The sequence below is a fragment of the Achromobacter sp. HNDS-1 genome (assembly GCF_040084795.1).
Classification (GTDB): Bacteria; Pseudomonadota; Gammaproteobacteria; order Burkholderiales; family Burkholderiaceae_B; genus Achromobacter; species Achromobacter ruhlandii.
Genome location: NZ_CP157584.1, coordinates 2,374,494 through 2,394,854, shown reverse-complemented (window position 1 = coordinate 2,394,854; position 20,361 = coordinate 2,374,494). Strand labels below are relative to the sequence as shown.

Annotated in this window: 17 protein-coding genes; 8 read left to right on the top strand and 9 right to left on the bottom strand. The window is 69.0% G+C overall.

What is annotated here, in order from left to right; all coding sequences use genetic code 11:
• The 3 genes from ABFG95_RS11075 to ABFG95_RS11065 form a co-directional block, all read right to left on the bottom strand.
• On the bottom strand, positions 1 to 1,680 hold the full coding sequence (locus ABFG95_RS11075; RefSeq protein ID WP_278989970.1) for a gamma-glutamyltransferase family protein: 1,680 nt from the start codon (positions 1,678 to 1,680) through the stop codon (positions 1 to 3).
• 76 nt (positions 1,681 to 1,756) lie between these two features.
• Positions 1,757 to 3,322 carry a glucose-6-phosphate isomerase gene (gene pgi / locus ABFG95_RS11070; protein WP_175146238.1) on the bottom strand — a complete coding sequence of 522 codons (1,566 nt, stop codon included), beginning with the start codon at positions 3,320 to 3,322 and terminating at the stop codon, positions 1,757 to 1,759.
• Between the two features lies 1 nt (position 3,323).
• Complete coding sequence (locus tag ABFG95_RS11065; RefSeq protein ID WP_278989968.1) at positions 3,324 to 4,715, bottom strand: phosphomannomutase/phosphoglucomutase; 1,392 nt, start codon at positions 4,713 to 4,715, stop codon at positions 3,324 to 3,326.
• A gap of 304 nt (positions 4,716 to 5,019) precedes the next feature.
• On the opposite strand from ABFG95_RS11065, the gene ABFG95_RS11060 reads away from it, so the two are divergent.
• From ABFG95_RS11060 to ABFG95_RS11040, 5 genes are all read left to right on the top strand, one after another.
• A complete protein-coding gene (locus ABFG95_RS11060; RefSeq protein WP_059272579.1) occupies positions 5,020 to 5,649 on the top strand; it encodes a hypothetical protein in 630 nt (209 codons plus the stop codon).
• An 86-nt stretch (positions 5,650 to 5,735) separates the two neighbouring features.
• Positions 5,736 to 7,151, top strand: a complete 1,416-nt coding sequence (locus tag ABFG95_RS11055) for an FAD-binding oxidoreductase (RefSeq protein WP_054415012.1) — start codon at positions 5,736 to 5,738, stop codon at positions 7,149 to 7,151.
• Positions 7,152 to 7,193: 42 nt separating this feature from the next.
• Positions 7,194 to 7,907, top strand: coding sequence for a response regulator transcription factor (locus ABFG95_RS11050; RefSeq protein WP_049076193.1), 714 nt, complete (start codon positions 7,194 to 7,196; stop codon positions 7,905 to 7,907).
• Positions 7,904 to 9,232 (top strand): HAMP domain-containing sensor histidine kinase, encoded by a 1,329-nt coding sequence (locus ABFG95_RS11045; protein WP_059272577.1) that lies wholly within the window; start codon positions 7,904 to 7,906, stop codon positions 9,230 to 9,232. Before ABFG95_RS11050 ends, ABFG95_RS11045 begins: the two co-directional genes overlap by 4 nt.
• Before the next feature lie 170 nt (positions 9,233 to 9,402).
• The gene (locus ABFG95_RS11040; RefSeq protein ID WP_175146236.1) at positions 9,403 to 10,197 is read left to right on the top strand and encodes a phosphatase PAP2 family protein; all 795 of its coding nucleotides are present in this window, start codon (positions 9,403 to 9,405) and stop codon (positions 10,195 to 10,197) included.
• Here the strand turns inward: ABFG95_RS11040 and ABFG95_RS11035 are convergent.
• From ABFG95_RS11035 to ABFG95_RS11015, 5 genes are all read right to left on the bottom strand, one after another.
• On the bottom strand, positions 10,149 to 11,432 hold the full coding sequence (locus ABFG95_RS11035; RefSeq protein ID WP_049076186.1) for a TRAP transporter large permease: 1,284 nt from the start codon (positions 11,430 to 11,432) through the stop codon (positions 10,149 to 10,151). The two genes, ABFG95_RS11040 and ABFG95_RS11035, sit on opposite strands and share 49 nt — an antisense overlap.
• Positions 11,423 to 11,986 carry a TRAP transporter small permease gene (locus ABFG95_RS11030; protein ID WP_082381515.1) on the bottom strand — a complete coding sequence of 188 codons (564 nt, stop codon included), beginning with the start codon at positions 11,984 to 11,986 and terminating at the stop codon, positions 11,423 to 11,425. Before ABFG95_RS11030 ends, ABFG95_RS11035 begins: the two co-directional genes overlap by 10 nt.
• Positions 11,987 to 11,995: 9 nt before the next feature.
• On the bottom strand, positions 11,996 to 12,973 hold the full coding sequence (locus tag ABFG95_RS11025; protein ID WP_049076185.1) for a TRAP transporter substrate-binding protein: 978 nt from the start codon (positions 12,971 to 12,973) through the stop codon (positions 11,996 to 11,998).
• A 120-nt stretch (positions 12,974 to 13,093) separates the two neighbouring features.
• A complete protein-coding gene (locus ABFG95_RS11020) occupies positions 13,094 to 13,975 on the bottom strand; it encodes an SMP-30/gluconolactonase/LRE family protein (RefSeq protein WP_278992576.1) in 882 nt (293 codons plus the stop codon).
• Between the two features lie 18 nt (positions 13,976 to 13,993).
• The gene (locus ABFG95_RS11015) at positions 13,994 to 14,833 is read right to left on the bottom strand and encodes an NAD(P)-dependent oxidoreductase (protein ID WP_081330257.1); all 840 of its coding nucleotides are present in this window, start codon (positions 14,831 to 14,833) and stop codon (positions 13,994 to 13,996) included.
• Positions 14,834 to 14,950: 117 nt separating this feature from the next.
• On the opposite strand from ABFG95_RS11015, the gene ABFG95_RS11010 reads away from it, so the two are divergent.
• From ABFG95_RS11010 to ABFG95_RS11000, 3 genes are all read left to right on the top strand, one after another.
• Entirely contained in the window at positions 14,951 to 15,679 is a 729-nt protein-coding gene (locus tag ABFG95_RS11010) for a FadR/GntR family transcriptional regulator (RefSeq protein WP_049076182.1), read from the top strand.
• Positions 15,680 to 15,959: 280 nt separating this feature from the next.
• The gene (locus ABFG95_RS11005) at positions 15,960 to 17,855 is read left to right on the top strand and encodes an LTA synthase family protein (protein WP_100507542.1); all 1,896 of its coding nucleotides are present in this window, start codon (positions 15,960 to 15,962) and stop codon (positions 17,853 to 17,855) included.
• Positions 17,856 to 18,034: 179 nt separating this feature from the next.
• Positions 18,035 to 18,949: an acyltransferase gene (locus tag ABFG95_RS11000; protein ID WP_049078106.1), complete on the top strand. Its 915-nt coding sequence runs from the start codon at positions 18,035 to 18,037 to the stop codon at positions 18,947 to 18,949.
• A gap of 10 nt (positions 18,950 to 18,959) precedes the next feature.
• Here the strand turns inward: ABFG95_RS11000 and fahA are convergent, their stop codons facing one another.
• Positions 18,960 to 20,279 carry a fumarylacetoacetase gene (gene fahA / locus ABFG95_RS10995; protein WP_059272574.1) on the bottom strand — a complete coding sequence of 440 codons (1,320 nt, stop codon included), beginning with the start codon at positions 20,277 to 20,279 and terminating at the stop codon, positions 18,960 to 18,962.
• Positions 20,280 to 20,361 lie beyond the last annotated feature (82 nt).

The following is a 20,361-nucleotide window of genomic DNA, read 5'->3' as shown; positions in this document are numbered from 1 at the left end:
TCAGCCGCCCAGCGCGGCGCCATCGCGGCGCGGATCGGCGGCGCCGTCCAGTCCTTGCGGCGTCACGCGGATCGCGGCGGCGCCGCTTTTCATTTCGACCTGCTCGACCGTGTGGCCCTGCGCGGCCAGTTGCGCCGCCGCCTGCGGCGGCACCCGGCCCTTTTCGACCTGGCTGCGGCCGGTATTGCCGGCGACGTGCGGCAGCGCCAGCGCATCGGCCGGGCGCAGCCCCCAGGCCAGCGTGCCCACCACGGCCTGGGCGATGTAGTCGACGATATAGCCGCCGCCGGCCGAGCCGGTGACCAGCGCCAGCTTGCCATCGCCATCGAACACCATGGTCGGCGCCATCGAGGTGACCGGCCGCTTGTTGGGCGCCATGGCGTTGGGCGCACCCTTGCCGTGCGCCGATGAGAAGTTGGTCAGGGCGTTGTTCAGGAAGAAGCCGTGCGGCATCAGCCACGAACCGAAGTTCAGGTTGATGGTGGTGGTCATGGACAGGGCGTTGCCGTGCGCATCGACGATGGCGACCTGGCTGGTTTCGGTGGTGCCCGGGGCCTCGGCGCCGCCGGGCGCCGCCACGCCTGCGAACACGCCGGGACGCGGCTGCGTCACCGCCTTGCCGGACAGCAGGGTGGCGCGCTGGCGCACGTAGTCGGGCGCGATGAGTTGCCGGACCGGCGCCTTGACCTGGTCGGGATCGCCGATATAGGCCAGGCGGTCGGCGCGGGCGAGGCGGGCGCTGTCGATCAACAGGTGATCGGCCTGGGCGGAGCCCGGCGCCAGCGTGTCGATGCGGCGCGCGGCCAGCATGCCCAACTGCTGCAGCACCGAGACGCCGCCGAAGCTGGGGGGCGGAAAGGTGCAGACCTTCCAGGACAGGAACGGGCCACAGATCGGCGTGCGCTCGACCGGGCGGTAGGCGGCCAGGTCCTGTGCCTGGATCAGGCTGGGATGCTTGCCGGCGCCGATCACGGCGAGGATGTCGGCACTGAGCGCGCCGTGGTTGATGGCGTCGGGATCGGCCGCGACCTTGCGCAAGGCGTCGGCCAGCGACGGGTTGCGCACCGTGGCGCCCACCGGCAGCAACTGGCCCTGCGCGTCGTAGAACACCTGGCGGATCGCGGGGTTCTCGGCCAGCTGCGGCAGCCGTTGCAGGCTGTCGTGCAGGTAGGGCGACATCGGGAAGCCTTCTTCGGCGCTGCGGATGCCGGCCTGGAACAAGCTGGCCCACGGCAGCTTGCCCTGGCGCTGGTGCGCCAGCGCCATCACGCGCACGGTGCCGGGTACGCCGACCGGGCGGCCCAGCCGGGCCACGTCCTTGAGCGGCAGCGTGGCGCCGTCGATGTCGGTGCGCAGGCTGGCGGTGGTGCGCGCGGGCGCCGCCGCCAGGCCGTCCAGCGCGGACAGGGTGCCGCTGGCCTGGTCCCACACCAGCATCAGCGTGCCGCCGCCCAACCCGGACGATTGCGGCTCGACCACGGTCAGCACCATCTGCACGGCGATGGCGGCGTCGACCACGCTGCCGCCGCGCTTGAGCGCGTCGAGTCCCGCGGCCGCGGCCAACGGATTGGCCGCGGCGACCATGCCGGGGGAGGGGGAGGACTGCGCCTGCGCGACGGTTGCCGCGCATAGCGCCAAGGCGGCCAGGATCCGTGCGGTGCTGCGAACTGGCGTAGGCATGGGGCGCTCCGGGAAAGGACGACGGGCCATTATTCGCCCGTCATGGCGTCCTGTCCATAGCAGCCCCGTGGGGCGCTCAGTCGCGTCGCGCGATGGCGTCGATCCAGAAACGCGTGGAGGGATCCTGCGGCGCCGCCTGCTGGGCGGGCGCGTCCAGCTCGCGGATGATGTTCTTGGCCAGCGCCTTGCCGAACTCCACGCCCCATTGGTCGAACGGATTGATGCCCCAGATCACGCCCTGCGTGAACACCTTGTGCTCGTAAAGCGCCAGCAGCGCGCCGAGTGTGTAGGCCTCCAGGCGCGGCAGCACGATCAGCGAAGACGGCCGCCCACCCGGGTGGACCTTGTGCTGCGCCAGCAGGCGGGCGCGCGCCGGATCGGATTCGACCTGCGACGTCTCGGCCAGCGCCTCGTCGAACGACTTGCCGCGCAGCAGCGCGGCGCGCTGGGCCAGGCAATTGGCGATCAGCAGTTCATGGTGGCGCGCATAGGCATGGTCGGGCTGTTCGCACAGGATGAAGTCGACGGGCGCGCCCGCGGCGTCCTGGTGCAGCCACTGGAAGAAGGTGTGCTGGCAGTCGGTGCCCGACATGCCCCACACGGCCGGCCCGGTCGGCACGCCCGCCGGGCTGCCGTCGGCGGTGGCCACCTTGCCCAGCGATTCCATTTCGAGCTGCTGGGCCCACGGCACCACGTGATAAAGGCGCGAATCGTAGGGCGAGATGACCAGCGAGTCGAAGCCCAGCACGCTGCGGTTGACGACGCCGGCCAGCGCCAGCTGCAGCGGCGCGTTCTCGGCCAGCGGCGCCTGGCGGAAATGTTCGTCCATGGCGGCGGCGCCGGCCAGCAGCTGGTCGAAGGTGTCATTGCCCAGCGCCAGCGCGACCGGCAGGCCGATGGCCGACCAGAGCGAATAGCGGCCGCCGACCCAGTCCCAGATCTGGAAGATGTGATCGGGCGAAATGCCCAGGTTGAGCGCGGCTTCGACGTTGGCGGTGATCGCCACCACCTGCTTGATCGGGTCGGCCACGCCGGCTTCGCGCAGCCAGTTCATGGCGACTTCGGCGTTCGCCAGCGGCTCGGTGGTGGTGAAGGACTTGGAGGCGACGATGACCAGGGTGTTGTGCGGATCCAGCCGGCTCATGGCGTCGGCAACCGAATGCGAATCGACGTTCGAGGCGAAGCGTACCTCCCGGCGCGAGCCGCCATGGCGCAAGGCGCGCGTGACCAGCCGGGGGCCCCAGTCGCTGCCGCCTATGCCCAGGTGCAGGACGCAGCTGTAGCGGTTGGCGGCATCGGCCTGGCGCACGAACTGGCGTACGCGTTCGCGTTCAGCCAGCACGGCGGCGGCGACCATGGCGGGCGGCTGGGCCGCGCGCAGCGCGGTGTGCCAGGCCGGGCGTCGCTCGGTCCAGTTGGCATCGCCGCCGTCGAACAGCCGGGCGCGCGCGGCAGCGAAGTCCTGCTGCGCCAGCAGCGCGGCGCCGGCGTCTTGCAGCGCCGGGGAATAGGCCTGCGCGCTCAGATCCAGACGTAGTCCAGGAGCATTGACCAGGCGCAGTTGTTCGCCGTGCAGGGGAGCCGAGGCGGCTGCGGCGGCGAAGGCTCGCCAGGCTGGACTATTGGGTAGAGACATGGGCAATCTAGAAAGGCAGGATAGCGTGAGGGGCCAGTTTAGCCAGTTCGCGCCGGAAGTCGCCCTGGATGCGGGCCAGGGCGTCAGCGGTCTGTGCCTCGAAGCGCAGGACCACCACCGGGGTGGTGTTCGACGGGCGGGCCAGGCCGAAGCCGTCCGGGTATTCGGCGCGCACGCCGTCGATGGTGATGACCCGAGTGGCGCCCGGGAACTGGCCCTGTTCCTGCAGCGCCTGGACCAGCGAGAACGGCTGGCCTTCTTCCATTTCCAGCTTCAGCTCGGGCGTGGAGACGTCTTGCGGCAGGGCCTCCAGGGGCGCCCCGGCGTCGCTGTAGCGTGACACGATCTCCAGCAGGCGGGCGCCGGTATAGAGCCCGTCGTCAAAGCCGTACCAGCGCTCCTTGAAGAAGATGTGGCCGCTCATTTCGCCGGCCAGCGGCGCGCCGGTTTCGGCCAGCTTGGCCTTGACCAGCGAATGCCCGGTCTTCCACATCAGCGCTTCGCCGCCCGCGGCCTCGACCGACAGGCCCACGTGCCGGCTGCACTTGACGTCATAGATGATGGTGGCGCCAGGATTGCGCTCGAGCACGTCGCGGGCGAACAGCACCAGCTGGCGGTCGGGCCAGATGATCTGGCCGGACTTGGTCACCACGCCGAGGCGATCGCCGTCGCCGTCGAAGGCCAGGCCAAGCTCGCAGTCGGTGGTGGCCAGGCAATGGATCAGGTCCTGCAGGTTCTTGGGTTCGGCCGGATCGGGATGGTGATTGGGGAAGGTGCCGTCGACCTCGCAGAACAGCTCGGTGACCTCGCAACCCAGGGCGCGGAACAGCCGCGGCGCGATGGCGCCGGCCACGCCGTTGCCGCAATCGATCGCGATCTTCATGGGCCGGGCCAGTTTGACGCCCGAAGCGACACGGGCGATGTAGGCCGCCACCAGGTCCAGCTCGCGGCGCACGCCGGTGCGCGCGGCGGGCGCATCGGTGGGGCCGTTCATGCGCCGGGCCAGCGCCTGCACGTCGTCGCCATAGAGCGCGCGGCCGCCCATCATCATCTTGAAGCCGTTGTACTTGGGCGGATTGTGGCTGCCGGTGATGGCGACGCCGGAGCCGGTCTGCATGGTGTGGGCGGCGAAATACACCAGCGGCGTGGGCACCTGGCCGATATCCAGGGTGTCGACGCCGCCCTCCAGCATGCCTTCCTGCAGCGCCTGGGACAGCATTTCGCTGCTCAGCCGCCCGTCGCGGCCCACCACCAGCGTCTGCACGCCCTGCTCGCGCGCGACCGCCGCCAGCGCCGCGCCCAGCGAGCGGGCAAAGCGCGCGTCGATCAGGTCCGGGACGGTGCCGCGGATGTCATAGGCCTTGAAGACGGAGGCGGGAAATTGCGCGTTGTCGGCCACGACGGTTCCTTGTTCTATGGATAGTTCTGGTAAACCCCTAGGCCGATCCAGGCCGGCAAACCGGGGCACGAACTCGAATTATCCTCCAATGAGGGGCGCCGTATGGGCGCGCCCGCGACGGCGGTGCCCGGGACGTGCCCGCCGCCCCGGCCTGGTGCCTGGCGCCGGGCGGGAATGCCTCGTTCCGGTGCGCCGGCGGGCCAGCCAGCCGGCCTGTTCGGGGACGGCGGCCAATGGCATGGAACTTGCTCGTCATCCGAAGGTGATACGCTTGTCATGCAAGCAGAAAGACCGGAGGGGCCCAATGGGAGCCAAAGTATCCACAGTCACGTCATCAGGCGGCGCCCGGCGCAGGCGCGGGCCGCCCACGGACTTCGCCGGGCCGGCGGCCGGGCGGGAACGCCGGCTCGACATCCATGTTTTCATCTCGCCCCAGGGCGAGTTGGCGACGGGCCGCGCCTGGGAGCGCTGCGTCTGGCGCGACGCCCGCGTGCTGATCGCCGAGTGCCCGGCGCCGCACCTGCCCGCCTCGGTCGAAAGCGCCCTGCGCGCCATCGCCGCCAGCGTGGCGCGGGATCGCGCCTGGCAGGGCATGGGCACGGTCGCCTTTTCGCTCGATGACCGCAGCGGCGTGTTCCGCGTGATCCGCGCCGACTCGCAGCCCCGCTCGGGCGCCGCGGTGGCCGATTTCGAGCCGGTCGCGGCGCATGCGCTGGAAGTGCGCATCGACGGTTGCGCCGACCGCCACATGCCGTGCACGCACCTGCTGGTGTGCGGCGCCACCCGTGGCGAAGCGCTGCGGCGCGCCTATCGCGCCCTGTCCGAAATGCCGGGCCCCGCGGGCGTCGACCGGGCTTTCCTGATGAACCGCATCGCCTCGCGCGCCTATTGCACGGGCTTGACCGGCACCCGTCTGGACCAGGCCGTCGGCTGAGCGCCCGTCCTGCCTCTACAATAGTCCGCACCATCCCTGAACAGCGTCCGGGCGCGGCCCGGCGCGATCCTCTCCGTGCGGCGTCTATGACTTTGCTGAGCGAATTGCAGTCCCTCCTGGGCGAGCCCCATGTGCTGGCCGGCGCCGACGCCGAGCCTTTCGCGCTGGATTGGCGGCGCCGTTATCGTGGCGTGGCGCTGGCGGTGATCCGGCCCGGCTCGACGCAGGAAGTGGCCGACGCCATCAAACTGTGCGTGCGCCATGGCGTGCCGGTGGTGCCGCAGGGCGGCAATACCGGCTTGTGCGGCGGCGCCACGCCCGACAGTTCGGGCAGCGCCGTGGTGTTGTCGACCGCGCGCCTGAACCGCGTGCGGGCGCTGGACACCGACAACGACACCATCACGGTCGAGGCCGGCTGCATCCTGCAGGCGGTGCAACAGGCCGCCGCCGATGCCGGCCGGCTGTTTCCGCTGAGCCTGGCGGCCGAGGGCAGTTGCACCATCGGCGGCAACCTCGCCACCAACGCCGGCGGTACCCAGGTGCTGCGCTACGGCAACACGCGCGACCTGGCTCTTGGGTTGGAGGTGGTCACCGCCGAGGGCGAGATCTGGAACGGCCTGCGCGGCCTGCGCAAGGACAACACCGGCTATGACCTGCGCGATCTCTACATCGGCAGCGAAGGCACGCTTGGCATCATCACCGCCGCCACGCTCAAGCTGTTTCCGCGGCCGGTGGCCTCCTGCACGGCGCTGTTGACGCTGGACAGCATCGACAACGCGGTCGAGCTGCTGTCGCGCGCCCGCGCCGGTTTCGGCGCCGCGCTGACCGGCTTCGAACTGATGAGCGGCGATTGCCTGCAGGCGGTGGTGCGGTTGTTCCCGCAGCAACGCCTGCCGTTCGAGGGGGCCTCGGCGGCGTCGCCTTGGTTCGCGCTGCTGGAGCTGTCCGACAGCGAAAGCGAGGCGCATGCGCGCGAACGGTTCGAAACGGTGCTGGGCGAGGCCATCGAGGCGGGCCTGGTGAACGATGCGGCCATCGCGGCCAGCGTGGCGCAGAGCAAGGCGCTGTGGCATCTGCGCGAGAGCATTCCGCTGGCCGAGGCCGAGCTGGGCAAGTCGGTCAAGCACGACGTCTCGATCCCGATCTCCGCCATCGCCGGTTTCGTCCACCAGACCAACGCGTTGCTGCAGGCGCGCTTTCCCGGCGTGCGCCATGTGATCTTCGGCCACCTGGGCGACGGCAACCTGCACTACAACGTGGCCAATGCGCCTGGCCAGAGCGAAGCCGAACTGCTGGCCCTGCAAAGCGATATCTACGGCGTGGTCCATGACAGCGTGCACGCGCATGCCGGTTCCATCAGCGCCGAGCACGGCGTCGGCCAGCTCAAGCGTGACGAGCTGCCGCGCTACAAGAGTCCGGTCGAGCTGGCCCTGATGCGGCGCATCAAGCGCGCACTCGACCCGCAAGGCCTGATGAACCCGGGCAAGGTGCTGCAGGCCTGAGCGGGATCCCCCGAAACCTTTCTTTCCATGAGGAACGATGCAATGGCGGCCAGTCCCGCGGCGGGTGCGAATCACCGGATCCTGATCGTCGAGGACGATCACATCATTGCCGGCAACCTGTATACCTTCCTGGAAACGCGAGGCTTCCTGCCGGACGTGGCGTACAGCGGTCCCGCGGCGCTCCAGCGGCTCGGGGAACAGCGTTTCGATGCCATGATCCTGGATATCGGCCTGCCCGGCATGGATGGCAACGCCGTGCTGCACGCGCTGCGCAACGAGCGGCGCCTGCCGCTGCCGGTGCTGGTCCTGACCGCCCGTGACAGCCTGGACGACAAGCTGGCCGGTTTCTCGCACGGCGCCGACGACTACCTGACCAAGCCGTTCGCGCTGCTGGAGGTCGAGGCCCGCCTGCTGGCGCTGATCCAGCGCGCCAAGGGAGCGATCGTGGACACCGTGCGGGTCTTCGGCGACCTGAGCTACGACACCCGCAGCCGCGGCGTCTCGATCGGCGGCAAGCCGGTGCACTTGACGCGCAAGGCCACGCTCATCCTGGAAGCGCTGCTGCGCGATCCGGGGCGGGTGGTATCGCGCGAGGAACTGGAAGCGCTGCTGTGGGGGAGTGAACCGCCGTCGTCCGACGCCTTGCGCAGCCAGGTCCACCTGCTGCGCCGCGCCCTGGCGGACGCTGGCTTTGACGGAATCGAGACCATGCACGGAACGGGCTGGCGCCTGGTGCAGACCGGAGGCGCCGCATGAGCCGCATCGCCGGAGCCGGCACCCTGACCCAGCGGGTGGTGTGGGCGCTGACCGGCACCGTGGCGCTGTTCGTGACGGCGCTGGCGCTGCTTGCCTACCTGACGTTCGACCAGATGGAAGACGATCTGGTCAACGACATCCTCAATACCGAAATGGATCGCCTGGTGCAGCACGCGCGCACCAGCGACCAGTTCCTGCCGCGCCGCGGCGCGCGCGAACTGGGCGGCTCCATGCGCGCCTGGCTCAGCGTCGACGGCCAGGCGCCGATCGGCATGCCGGAAGAGATCCGCGGGTTGGACAACGGCCTGCACCTGGTCGAGCCGGGCGCCTATACCTGGCACGTGATGGTGGCCGACACCGGCAACGGCAAGGTCTATCTGCTCTACGACGCCACCGACAACGAAGAGCGGGTACATGACTTCGGCCTGATCGTGCTGGGCGTGGGCGCAATCTGCGTGGTGGGCGCGTACGCCCTTTCGCGGCGGGTGGCGGCGGTGGCGGTGGGGCCGCTGCTGGAACTGACCGACCGCCTGTCGACCTGGGCGCCGGGGGCGCCCGACCTGGCGGTAACCCGGGACGACGAGGCCGGCCGCCTGATCGAAGCCTTCAACCGGGTACAGAACCAGGTCGATCGCTCCATTGCGCGCGAACGCGAATTCGCCGGCAACCTCAGCCACGAGGTGCGCACGCCGCTGGCCGCGATCCGCTCCGACAGCGAATTGATGCTGCTGACGCAAGACCTGACGGCCGACCAGCGCCAACGGCTGACGCGGGTGATGGATAACGTCGATGACGTCATCGTCTGCCTCGAAAGCGCCCGCGCCATGGCCCGCGACCAGATGCGTCCGCCCGAGCCGGTCGACCTGGCCGAGTGCATGCTGGATGCCTGGCGCGGCTACGAGACGCAGGCCGGCCTGGCCGAACTGCGTTTCGACAACCACATCCCGCCCGATCACATCCGCGTTCTGGATCGCTACGCCTTGCTGACCGTACTGCGCAACCTGGTGCGCAACGCCGTCGAGCATGCCGCGCCGGCCACCCTCACGGCTTCGCTGGGGACGGATGGCGCGCTGCAGTTGAGCGACGACGGCAAGGGCATCGCGGCCGACGATCTGCCATTCCTGTTCCGCCGCTATTACAGCGGCCGCCTGCGGGACGCGGGGACGGCGGGCCGCGACGAGACCGCCCGTGGCCTGGGACTGGCCATCGCCAAGCGGGTCTGCGACATGCAGGGCTGGACGCTGACGGTCGATTCTTCCCGCGAGGGGCCGCGGCGCGGCACCCGCTTCACCCTGCGCCTGGAGTCCAGCGCAACGACGGCCTGATGGCAGGGGCGCCGGGGCGGCACGCCGCGCCGCGTGTGGGCTGGCCGCCACGCCAGCCTGCCGGCCATCCTGGGGGTAACCGCCCCGGCCGCCGGATTTGACGAATTTTCGACTATCGGCAACCTAAGCTTTCCGCTTCGGCCGGTCGCCATCGTCCCTTCCGCTCCTCCATGTCGTCGCCCCTACCGTCCGCGCTCGCGCGCCCGACGCCCGTCTCGTACCTGTGTACCCATGTGCTGGGGGTGACCCTGATCCTGGCCTGCCTGGCCTGGTGGGCCAATGCGTCCGGGCTGGACCTCGCCATCGCGCGGGCCCTGTTCAACCCCGCGCTGGACGATTTCCCGCTGCATACCAACCGCTGGCTGGAGCTGGTCGGCCATCGCATGGTGCTGGCGCTGCCCATCGGCATCGGCCTGGGCGCCGTCGCCGTGGCGGCCGCCAGCTACCGCATCCCCGCCTGGCGCCCCTTGCGCGCGGCGGCGCTGGCGGTGGCGCTGACCTGTATCGTGGGACAACTGGCCATCACCCAGCTCAAGCATCACACCACGCTGCCGCGGCCCTACGACCTGGACACGCTGGGCGGATACACCCCGTATCCGCTCAGCTGGTGGACCTGGGATCGCGGCAAGGCGGGTGGCGCGCTGCCCAGCGGCCATGCCGGCGCCGGCTATTCGATGTTGACCCTGTATTTCGCCGGCTGGGCGGCCGGGCGAGCCGACTGGCGTTGGCCGGGATTGGCGCTCGGCATCGCCGCGGGCGTCGGGTTTTCCGTGGTGCGCATCCTGCAGGGCGCGCACTTCCTGAGCCAGACGCTGTGGTCCGCCGCGCTCATGTGGCTGCTGGCCGCGCTGTTCTTCTGGCCGGTGTTGGCGCGGGGGCGGACGCAAACACCGAGCGCCTCGCCCGCCGCGTCCTTTCAATTCAGCAGCACCCCCGGCAGCCACAGCGAGAACGCCGGCACATAGGTGACCAGGGCCAGCGCCGCCAGCAGCGCGCCGTAGAACGGCCAGATGGTCCGCATCACCGTGCCGACCGACACCCCGCCGATGGCGCAGCCCACGAACTGCGTGGTGCCCACCGGCGGCGTGTTCAGCCCCAGCGCGCAATTCAGCAGCATCACCATGCCGAACTGCACCGGCCCCATGCCGTACTGCATGCAGATCGGCAGGAAGATCGGGGTGCAGATCAGGATGGTCGCGGCCATGTCCAGGAACGTGCCCAGCACGAACAGGATCACGTTGACCATCAGGAAGATCGCCCACGGACTGGTGGACACCGACGCCATCAGCTCGCCGGTCTTCTCCGCCACGCCGTAGAAGCTGATCAGGTAGCCGAAGGTGGCCGAGATGCCGATCAGCAGCAGCACCACGCCGGTCGTCTTGACCGCCTTGCTGGCGGCGCGCACGAACTGGTCCCAGGTCAGCGAGCGATACACGAAGATCGTCAGCGCCAGCGCGTACAGCACGGCCACCGCGGCCGATTCCGTGGCGGTGAAGACCCCGCTCAGGATGCCCACGATGATCAGCACCACCACGAACAGCCCCGGCGTCGCGGCCACCAGCGAGCGGGCCACGATGCGCCAGCCGGGGAAGGTGCCGGCGGGATAGCCGCGGCTGCGCGCCACGAAGTAGGCCGCCGCCAGGTTGCACAGCGTCAGGATCAGCGCCGGCACCACGCCGGCCGCGATCAGCGCCGCGATCGACACCTTGCCGCCCGCCGCCAGCGTGTAGATGATGATGTTGTGGCTGGTCGGCATCAGCGCGCCCACCAGCGCCGCGTGGGTGGTGACGTTGACCGCGTAGTCGGCGTGATAGCCCTCGCGCTTCATCATCGGGATCATCACCGAGCCCATCGCCGACACATCCGCCACCGGCGAACCCGACACGCCGCCGAACAGCGTGCAGGCCACCACGTTGGACATGCCCAGGCCGCCGCGCACGTGGCCCACCAGCGACTTGGCGAAGGCCACGATGCGGTCGGCGATGCCGCCGTACAGCATCAGCTCGCCGGTGAAGATGAAGAACGGGATGGCCAGGAACGAAAACGCATTCATGCCCGAGGTCATCTGCTGGAAAGCCACCGCCAGCGGCAGGTCCTCGTACATGATCGCGGTGATGGACGACAGCCCGATGGCGAACGCCACCGGCACGCCGATCACCAGGAAGCCCATGAAGGTGAAGGAGAGTAGGGTCAGCGCCATGCCGGTACCACCTTTTGGTTGCGCATCAGGGCGATGACGTGCTCGACCGAGAACAGCGCGATCAGGACGCCGGAGAGGGCCGCGGGCACGTACTTCCAGCCATTGGAGATGCCCAGGTTGGGAATCTTGTAGGCCCACACGGATTCGGCCAGCAGGGCGCAGTTCCACGCCATCAGCGCGCCGAACAGCAGCACCAGCAGGTGGATGAAGACCTTCAGGCGCCGCTGGCCGGCCGGCGGCAATGCGTCGACCAGCGACTCGAAGCCGATGTGGCCGGCGTCGCGCACGCCGACGGCCGCGCCCAGCATGGTGACGTACAGCACCAGCAGCAGCGCCAGGCTCTCGGCCCAGGTGGGCGTGCTGTTCAGCACGTGGCGGCCGACGATCTGCAGGGTGACCGCGACGATCAGGCAGACCAGCCCGAACACACTGGTCCACATGCACAGGCGCGCCAGCCGGGCGCAGCCGCGGGAAAAGGCGTCCAGCGGGGCAGCCGGGGCATGCGCCCGGCCCCCCGCCGCGACATCCGGGTCATTGGTAGAGGTAGCCAACATGCGGATTCCTTACTGGACGGCCTGGATCTTGGCGACCAGGTCTTTCATGTCGGGCGTGGTGACGAAGCGGTCGTAGACCGGCTTCATCGCCGCCTGGAACGAGGCCTTGTCGACCTCGACGATCTGCGAACCGGCCTTCTCGACCACCGCGCGCGACTTCTGCTCGCGCTCGTCCCACAGCTTGCGCATGTAGGGCACCGACTCGCGCGCGGCTTCGCGCAGGATCTTCTGGTCGTCGGCCGACAGTTTGTCCCATTGGCGCTTGGAGAAGATCAGCATTTCCGGCGTCATGGTGTGCTCGGTCAGCGCATAGTATTTGGCGACCTCGTAGTGGTGCGCGCTTTCGTAGCTTGGGTAGTTGTTCTCCGCTGCGTCCACCAGCCCGGTCTTGAGCGAGGTATAGACCTCGCCCATCGGCATCGGCGTGGCGTTGCCGCCCATGGCTTCCACCATCGCCACCGACAGATCCGACTGCTGCACGCGGATCTTCAGGCCCTTGGCGTCGGCCAGCGTCTTGATCGGCTTGTTGCGCGTGTACATCGAGCGCGAGCCGCTGTCGTACCAGGCCAGGCCGACAAAGCCCGCCGCTTCGCAGGACTTCAGGATCTGTTCGCCGATCTCGCTGTCGAGCACCTTGTGCAGATGCTCCTTGGAACGGAACAGGAACGGCAGCGACGGCACGCGCGTGGTCTGGCAGATGTTGTGCATGGCCGCGCTGGACACGCGCGCCATGGCCAGCGCGCCCATCTTCACCTGCTCGATCGAGTCGTCTTCATTGCCGAGCGCGCCGCCGGCGTACACCTTGACGGTGATGCGGCCGTTGGTGCGCTGCTTGACCAGTTCGCCGAACTGGCGCACGGCCTGCACGGTGGGGTAATCGTCGGGATGGATGTCCGCGGAGCGCAGCTCGGCGGCATGGGTGGCGGGAACCAGCGTCAGCAAAGCGGCCGCGGCCAGGATGGCGCGGGTCAGGGTCGGGCGCAACATGTCTACCTCCGGTTGGGAGTACGGCGTTTCGTTGAGGGCCATTGCGGCCCCGAAGCTCTTTGATGTGTACGGACCTGCTCACTACTTGTGCGTGGGCGCCTGGGGCGCCGCGGTCGGGTGCTAACCGGCGCTTGCGGTTTCCTCCAGGCCCCGCGCGCCGGGGCGCAGGATGAAGACGGCGCCGGCGATGGAATCGGGCGCGGCATCGGCGGGGCGGATCGACGTCACCAGCAACTGGTCCAGCCCGGGGCCGCCGAACGCGCACATGGCGACACGGGCGGCCGGCACCTCCAGGCTGCGGTCGAGGCGGCCGTCCGGGGTGTAGCGGTAGACGCGGCCGGCCTCGTTGCCGCAGATCCAGTAGCCGCCATCGGCGTCGACCGCGGCGCCGTCGGGCCGGCCGGCCGGCAGTTTCGGGATGAAGACGCGGCGGTTGTGCGGCAGACCGTCGTCGATGTCGTAGTCGAAGGCCCAGACCACCTGTCGCGTCGGATGGGAATCGGACAGGTACATGGTGCGGCCATCTGGGCTGAAGGCCAGGCCATTGGGCACGATCAGGTCGTCGACGATCGCTTCCAGCGGCTGGCCGGGGGCGTAGCGGTACAGTTTGCCGGCGTTGCGGGCCAGGCCCATGTCCATGACCATGGTGCCAGCCAGGAAGCGGCCCTGGCGATCGCAGCGGCCGTCATTGAAGCGCATGCCGGGCGCGCCGTGGCGCACCGGCGCCAGCGGCGCGGGCCGGCAGGGTTGGCCAGCCACGAGCGGCCCGCAGGCGTACAGGCCGTCCTCCATCGCCAGCAGCCAGCCGTCGCCGCGCGGGGCGAGGCAGCCGGCCATCCGCGGCAGCGTCCAGTGATCGAGCCGGTCGCTGGCGGGCGTCCAGCGCCACAGCGCGCGGCCGGGAATGTCAGTCCAGTGGAAGGCCTGGTCGGCGGCGCGCCACACGGGGCTCTCGCCCACGCCGCAGAGCACGGTCCCGATGCGTTCGGCAGAGGTCGCCATGGTGGGAAGGGGCCGGTGTCAGCGCGGCGGAAAGGGGAAGGGTCCGGCCTTGACGAAGGCGCCGCCCTGGTAACGCGCGGCGGGGTCGTCGGCCGGCAGCGGCGGCTGCGCCTCGACCTGCGCGCGGAATATCTCGGAAGAGTCCTTGGGCGCAAAGCCGAGCGCGGCGGCGCCATGGTTGTCCCACCAGCTGTCGCGGTTGGCCGAGGCGCCGTAGGCGATCAGGTGGCCGACATTGGGCGTGAACAGCGAACGCACCACCAGGTCGGTCAGGTCGTCGTAGCTGAGCCAGGTCACCATCATGCGGCGGTCCTTCGGCTCGGGGAACGACGACCCGATGCGCAGGCAGACCGTCTCGATGCCGTAGCGATCGTAGTAGAAGCGCGACAGGTTTTCGCCATAGGCCTTGCTCAGGCCGTAGTAGCCGTCGGGCCGCAGCGGCACATCGGCGTCCAGGCGCGCGCCCTGCTCGTAGAAGCCAATGACGTGGTTGGAGCTGGCGAATACCACCCGCCGCACGCCGTGGACGCGCGCGGCTTCATACACGTGGTAGACCCCCTGGATGTTGGCCGGCAGGATCTCTTCGAAGGAACGTTCCACGGAAACGCCGCCCAGGTGCACAATGGCGTCGACGCCGCGCACCAGTTCGGAAACGGCGGCGGGGTCGGCCAGGTTGCAGGGCACGACTTCCTCGCCGTCGGCGGCGGGGGCCATGGCCGCGACGTCCGACACCCGCAGGACGTCGGCAAAGGCTTTCAGGCGCGGCCGCAGTACCTGGCCCAGGTTGCCGGCGGCGCCGGTCAATAACAAACGATGGCAGCGGGGGGAGACAGGCATGCGGTCGACAGCTAGGCTCATGGCGCAACGCTCGGTGGGGTGGACTCGCCTGGTACGTTATCGTACAACTAGTCCAAAGTATAATGATCACGAATTTTTGCAGTCAAGCGCCACGCAACCGCTTTGGGACAATCCCTGATGAACGCTCCTGTCGATACCCCCGTCCTGCCGCAGCGTCGTCCACGGAACCTGGCCCAGGGCCTGGTGGAGAACATCTCCGAACGCATCCGTAGCGGCGAGATCCGCCCCGGCGACAAGCTGCCCACCGAATCCGAGATCATGCGGCAGTTCGGCGTCAGCCGCACCGTGGTGCGCGAAGCGCTGTCGCGGCTGCAGGCCTCGGGCCTGGTCGAAACCCATCACGGCGTCGGCACCTACGCGCTCGAACCCAGCGGCGGCGGCGATTTCCGCGTCGACCCCGCCGACATCGCCACGGTGCGCGACGTGCTGGTGCTGCTGGAACTGCGCATCTGCCTGGAAAGCGAGGCCGCCGGCCTGGCCGCCGTGCGCCGCAGCGAGACCCAATTGGCCGAGATGCGCCGGGCGCTGGATGCCTTCAAGAGCGCGCTGGACAGCGGCGGCGACACCATCACGCCCGATTTCCAGTTTCACCTGCTGGTGTCGCAGTCCACCGACAACCGGTATTTCGCCGATCTGATGTCGCACCTGGGCTCGGCCATCATTCCCCGCACCCGCATCAATTCCGCCAAGTTCGCCCACGAAGACCGCGCCGCCTACCTGGCCCGCGTCAACCTGGAGCACGAGGACATCTACAGCGCGATCATGCGCCAGGATGCCGAAGGCGCGCGCGCCGCGATGCGCACCCACCTGAGCAACAGCCGCGAACGCCTGCGCCGCGCGCAATGACGCCGATTCGCGAGCGCGCGCGGCGGTAGCCGGGCGCCTCGCGTTGCGCTTTGGCGTCGAAATCGGATGTCATACAACATGACAAGGTTGTCATCTGCCTGATAGGGGCCTCGCGCCGCGCCGCCGGCGGCGCGGCGGCGCGTCAATCCGCGTTAACCTTGGCCGTTTTCAATCACCGGACGGCAGGCATGGTTTGGCTGGGTAATCTCGGGCTGAGTAATCGCGGGCAGGGTAAGCGCGGCGCATCAACGGATTTCATTCGTGCGGGGAGGGCTGCCGCATGCGCCGCCTGACGCTCCGTTTCATCGTGTCCGTGCTGGTTCTGCTGACGCTGAGCCGGCTGGGCCTGTCGTTGTGGATGTGGGACCGGGTCGAGGCGGCCGGCGGGCTGTGGCCGGTGCTGTTCGGCGGCCTGCGCATCGACGTCTGCCTGCTGTCCATGGTGATCGCGCTGCCGGCCGTGTTCTCGCCGTGGCTGGGACATCGGCCGTGGGCCGCGCGCGTCACCGCCTGGTGGTTCCGCGTCTGGTGGATGCTGTACGTGCTGCTGGAAGTCTCCACGCCGCAGTTCATCGCCGAATACGACACGCGCCCGAACCGCCTGTATTTCATCTACCTGCTCAACCCGAAGGAAGTCGGTTCGATGCTGTGGCAGGGCTACAAGGGCGTGCTGCTGGCCGCCCTGGTGGTGCTGCTGGTGGCCGCGTGGCTGGCGGTCAAGTTGTTCCCGACGCGGGTGCGCGATCCGTTCCTGGCGTGGTGGAAGCGGCCGCTGGCGTCGCTGGTGATTTTGGCGCTGGTGGTGCTGGGCGCGCGCGGCACGCTGGAGCATCGCCCCATCAACCCGGCCAAGGTCGCGTTCAGCTCGGATGCCATGGTCAATTCGCTGGCCCTGAACTCGCTCTATAGCGTGTTCGATGCCGCCTACCGCATGCGCGACGAACGCTCCTCGGCCGCGATGTATCCGAAGATGCCGGTGGACGAAATGAACGCCATCGTGCGCGACAAGGCGGGCCTGACGGGCGCGCCGCTGGATCCGCGCTACCCCAGCCTGCACGAGCAGAAGGCCACGGTGCGGCGCGACAAGCCGCTCAATCTGGTGATCATCCTGCAGGAAAGCCTGGGCGCGCAGTACGTCGGCAGCCTGGGCGGCAAGGACCTCACACCGAATATCGACCGCCTTGGCAAGGAAGGCTGGATGTTCCACCGCGCCTACGCCACCGGCACGCGCTCGGTGCGCGGCATCGAGGCGGTCACCGCAGGCTTCCTGCCCAGCGTGGCCGATGCGGTGGTGAAGCTGCCGCGCTCGCAGACCGGCTTCTTCACGCTGGCGCAGGTGCTGGGCAAGCATGGCTACCATTCGCGCTTCGTCTATGGCGGCGAGTCGCACTTCGACAACATGCGTGCCTTCTTCCTGGGCAACGGCTTCAACGAGGTGGTCGATCGCCCGAAGTTCGAGAACCCGGTGTTCGAAGGCTCGTGGGGCGCGTCCGACGAAGACATGTTCACCCAGGTCGACCGCCTGCTGCGCGCCGACGGCGACAAGCCGGTGTTCACGCTGGCGTTTTCGGTCAGCAACCATTCGCCGTGGGAGTATCCGGCGGGCCGCATCCAGCCGGTGGGCGATCCGGCCAGCGTCGACAACACGGTGCGCTACGCCGACTGGGCGCTGGGCCAGTTCTTCGACAAGGCGCGCAAGGCGCCGTATTGGAACAACACGGTGTTCCTGGTGATCGCCGATCATGATTCCCGCGTCTACGGCTCGATCCCGGTGCCGGTGCGGCACTTCCAGATCCCGGCCCTGATCCTGGGCGCGGGCATCGCGCCGCGCCAGGACGAACGCATCGTCAGCCAGATCGACATGGCGCCCACGCTGCTGTCGCTGATCGGGCTGGATAACGTCAACCCGATGCTGGGCGCGGACCTGACGCAGCGCGATCCCAACCGCGCGCTGATGCAGTACGCCGACAACTTCGGCTATCTGCAGGGCGACAAGCTGCTGGTGCTGGAACCGTCCAAGGCGCCACGCGAATTCCGTTATCGCGCCGCGCCGGTCGGGCAGGACGAAACCTACGAGCCGGTCGAACCGGCGGACGAGGCTTTGAGCAAGGAAGCGCTGGCGCATGCCTTGTGGGCCAGCTGGGTCTACCGCGAAGAAAAATACCGCCTGCCTTGACTTCGCCCCGTCTGGCCCGGGGGCCGGTTTGATCCCGCGCAAACCGGCTCTCGGCCAGTCCTCGCACACTCGCGCTCATGACTTTTCCCGATCCGCTCGCCGGCCCGAGCCGCCCCCCCGCCGCCAATGAAGGCGACGCGCCCGTATCCGTGCCGGCCTCGCGCTGGCGCGGCTGGCCGGTGCCGCGCGGCCGACTGGCCTGGCTGACCGGCGTGTTCAGCATAGTGATGATCGGCGTCAGCACGCTGTTCTGGTGCCTGCTGCTGTTCCCCCTGGCGCTGCTGAAACTGGCGCTTCCGTTTGCCGCGGCGCGGCGCCGCATCGATCCCGTCCTCAATGGCATCGCCACGGCCTGGATCAGCGTTAACACCGCCTGGTTTTCGCGCATCCAGCGCGCGCCCTGGGACGTGCGCGGCCATGCCGGCCTGCGCTACGCCGATTGGTACCTGGTCAACTGCAATCACCAGTCCTGGGTCGATATCTTCGTGCTGCAAGGCGCGCTGAACCGCCGCATCCCGTTGCTGAAGTTCTTTCTGAAGCAGCAGCTCATCTACGTGCCGGTGATCGGGCTGGCCTGGTGGGCGCTGGATTTTCCGTTCATGAAGCGCCATGGCAAGGCCGACCTGCGCCGCAATCCCGCCCTGGGGCGCCAGGACCAGGAAACCGCGCGGCGCGCCTGCCAGAAGTTCTCGCTGGTGCCGACCAGCGTGATGGTGTTCGCCGAGGGCACGCGCTTCACCCCGGCCAAGCGCGATGCGCAGGGCTCGCCGTACCGTCACTTGCTCAAGCCCAAGGCGGGCGGGCTGGCGGTGTCGTTGAACGCGATGGGCACGCGCTTTCGCTCGATGATCGATGTCACCATCGCCTATCCGGCGGGCGTGCCCAGCTTCTGGGACATGGCCTGCGGCCGCATGGGCACGGTGCGGGTGCGCATGCACCAGGTGCCGGTGCCGCCGGCCTTCTGCGAAGCCGACTACAGCCGCGACAAGGCCTTCCGCACCGAATTCCACCACTGGCTGGGCCAGCAGTGGCAGGCCAAGGACGCCGAGATCGAGGCGTTGATGGCCGATGCGGCCGCCACGCCCCGATCCTGACGGACCGCGCTTACACCCGCGCCGGCAGCACGGTGCCCGAGCATTCGCCGAAGCCGATGCGCGGGTAGCCGGCCTTGACGCACTCGGCGCGCATGATGACCTGGTCGCCATCCTGCAGGAAGGTGCGCTTTTCGCCCCAGGGCAGCTCGATCGGCTGCTTGCCGCCGTGGTTCAGTTCCAGCATCGAACCGGCTTCCGAGGGCTGCGGGCCGGACAGCGTGCCGGTGCCGAGCATGTCGCCCGGCTGCAGGTTGCAGCCGTTCACCGTGTGGTGCGTGATCAACTGCGCCACGTTCCAGTACGCATCGCGGAAGTTGCTGCGCGACAGCCGCGCCGGCGCCTGCTTGGCGGCGCGCGACTGTTCGGTCGTGAGCAACACTTCCATCTGCACGTCGTAGGCGCCCTTGGCGCGGTTGGCATCGGAGGCCAGGTACGGCAGCGGCTGCGGCTCGGACGGGCCGCGGTTCCATTGCGTGCGGAACGGCTCCAGCGCTTCCAGCGTGACGATCCACGGCGAGATGGTCGAGGCGAAGTTCTTCGACAGGAACGGGCCCAGTGGCTGGTATTCCCAGCCCTGGATGTCGCGCGCCGACCAGTCGTTCAGGATGCACAGGCCGAAGACGTGCGCATCGGCGTCCGCCAGCTTGATGCGGTCGCCCTGGGCGTTGCCGGTGCCGACGAAGATGCCCAGTTCCAGTTCGTAGTCCAGCCGCGCGCAAGGGCCGAATTGCGGCGCCTCGCCTTCGTTGGCGGGGCGGGTCTGGCCGACCGGACGGGGGAACTTTTGGTCCACGCCAATGCTGGAGGCGCGGCCGTGGTAGCCGATCGGCACCCACTTGTAGTTCGGCAGCAGGGGATTGTCGGGGCGGAACTGCTTGCCGATGGCGGTGGCGTGGTGCACCGAGATGTAGAAGTCGGTGTAGTCGCCGATGCGGGCGGGCGTGGTGTATTCGGCGTCGGCCTGGGCCACCAGCAGCGGCTCGACCGCGCCGCGCAGCGCGGCGCCTTCGCGCAGCGCGCGCGACAGCGCCAGGCGCAGCGCGCTCCAGTGGGCCTGGCCCAGGGCCATCAGCGCGTTCAGGCTGTCGCCCTGGCAAGCGGCCAGCGCCTCGGCGGCGGCGCCCTCGAACGGCTTGGCGGCGGCCAGCGCCGCCAGGTCGACGATCTGGTCGCCGATGGCCACGCCGGGGCGGAACGACTCCTGCGAGCCCTTGCGGCGGAACGCGGCGTAGGGCAGGTTCTGCACCGGGAAGTCCGACGCGCCGGTGTTGGCGCTGGCGACCCAGCTCTTGAGCGACGGGTCGTGGGTTTCGTTGATGGCGGTGGTCATGAGGAATGTCTCGTTCAATGTGTTTATAAGGGCGCGGCGGGCGCCGGAAAAATCCAAAGCCAAACGGCGATGCGCTTGCGCG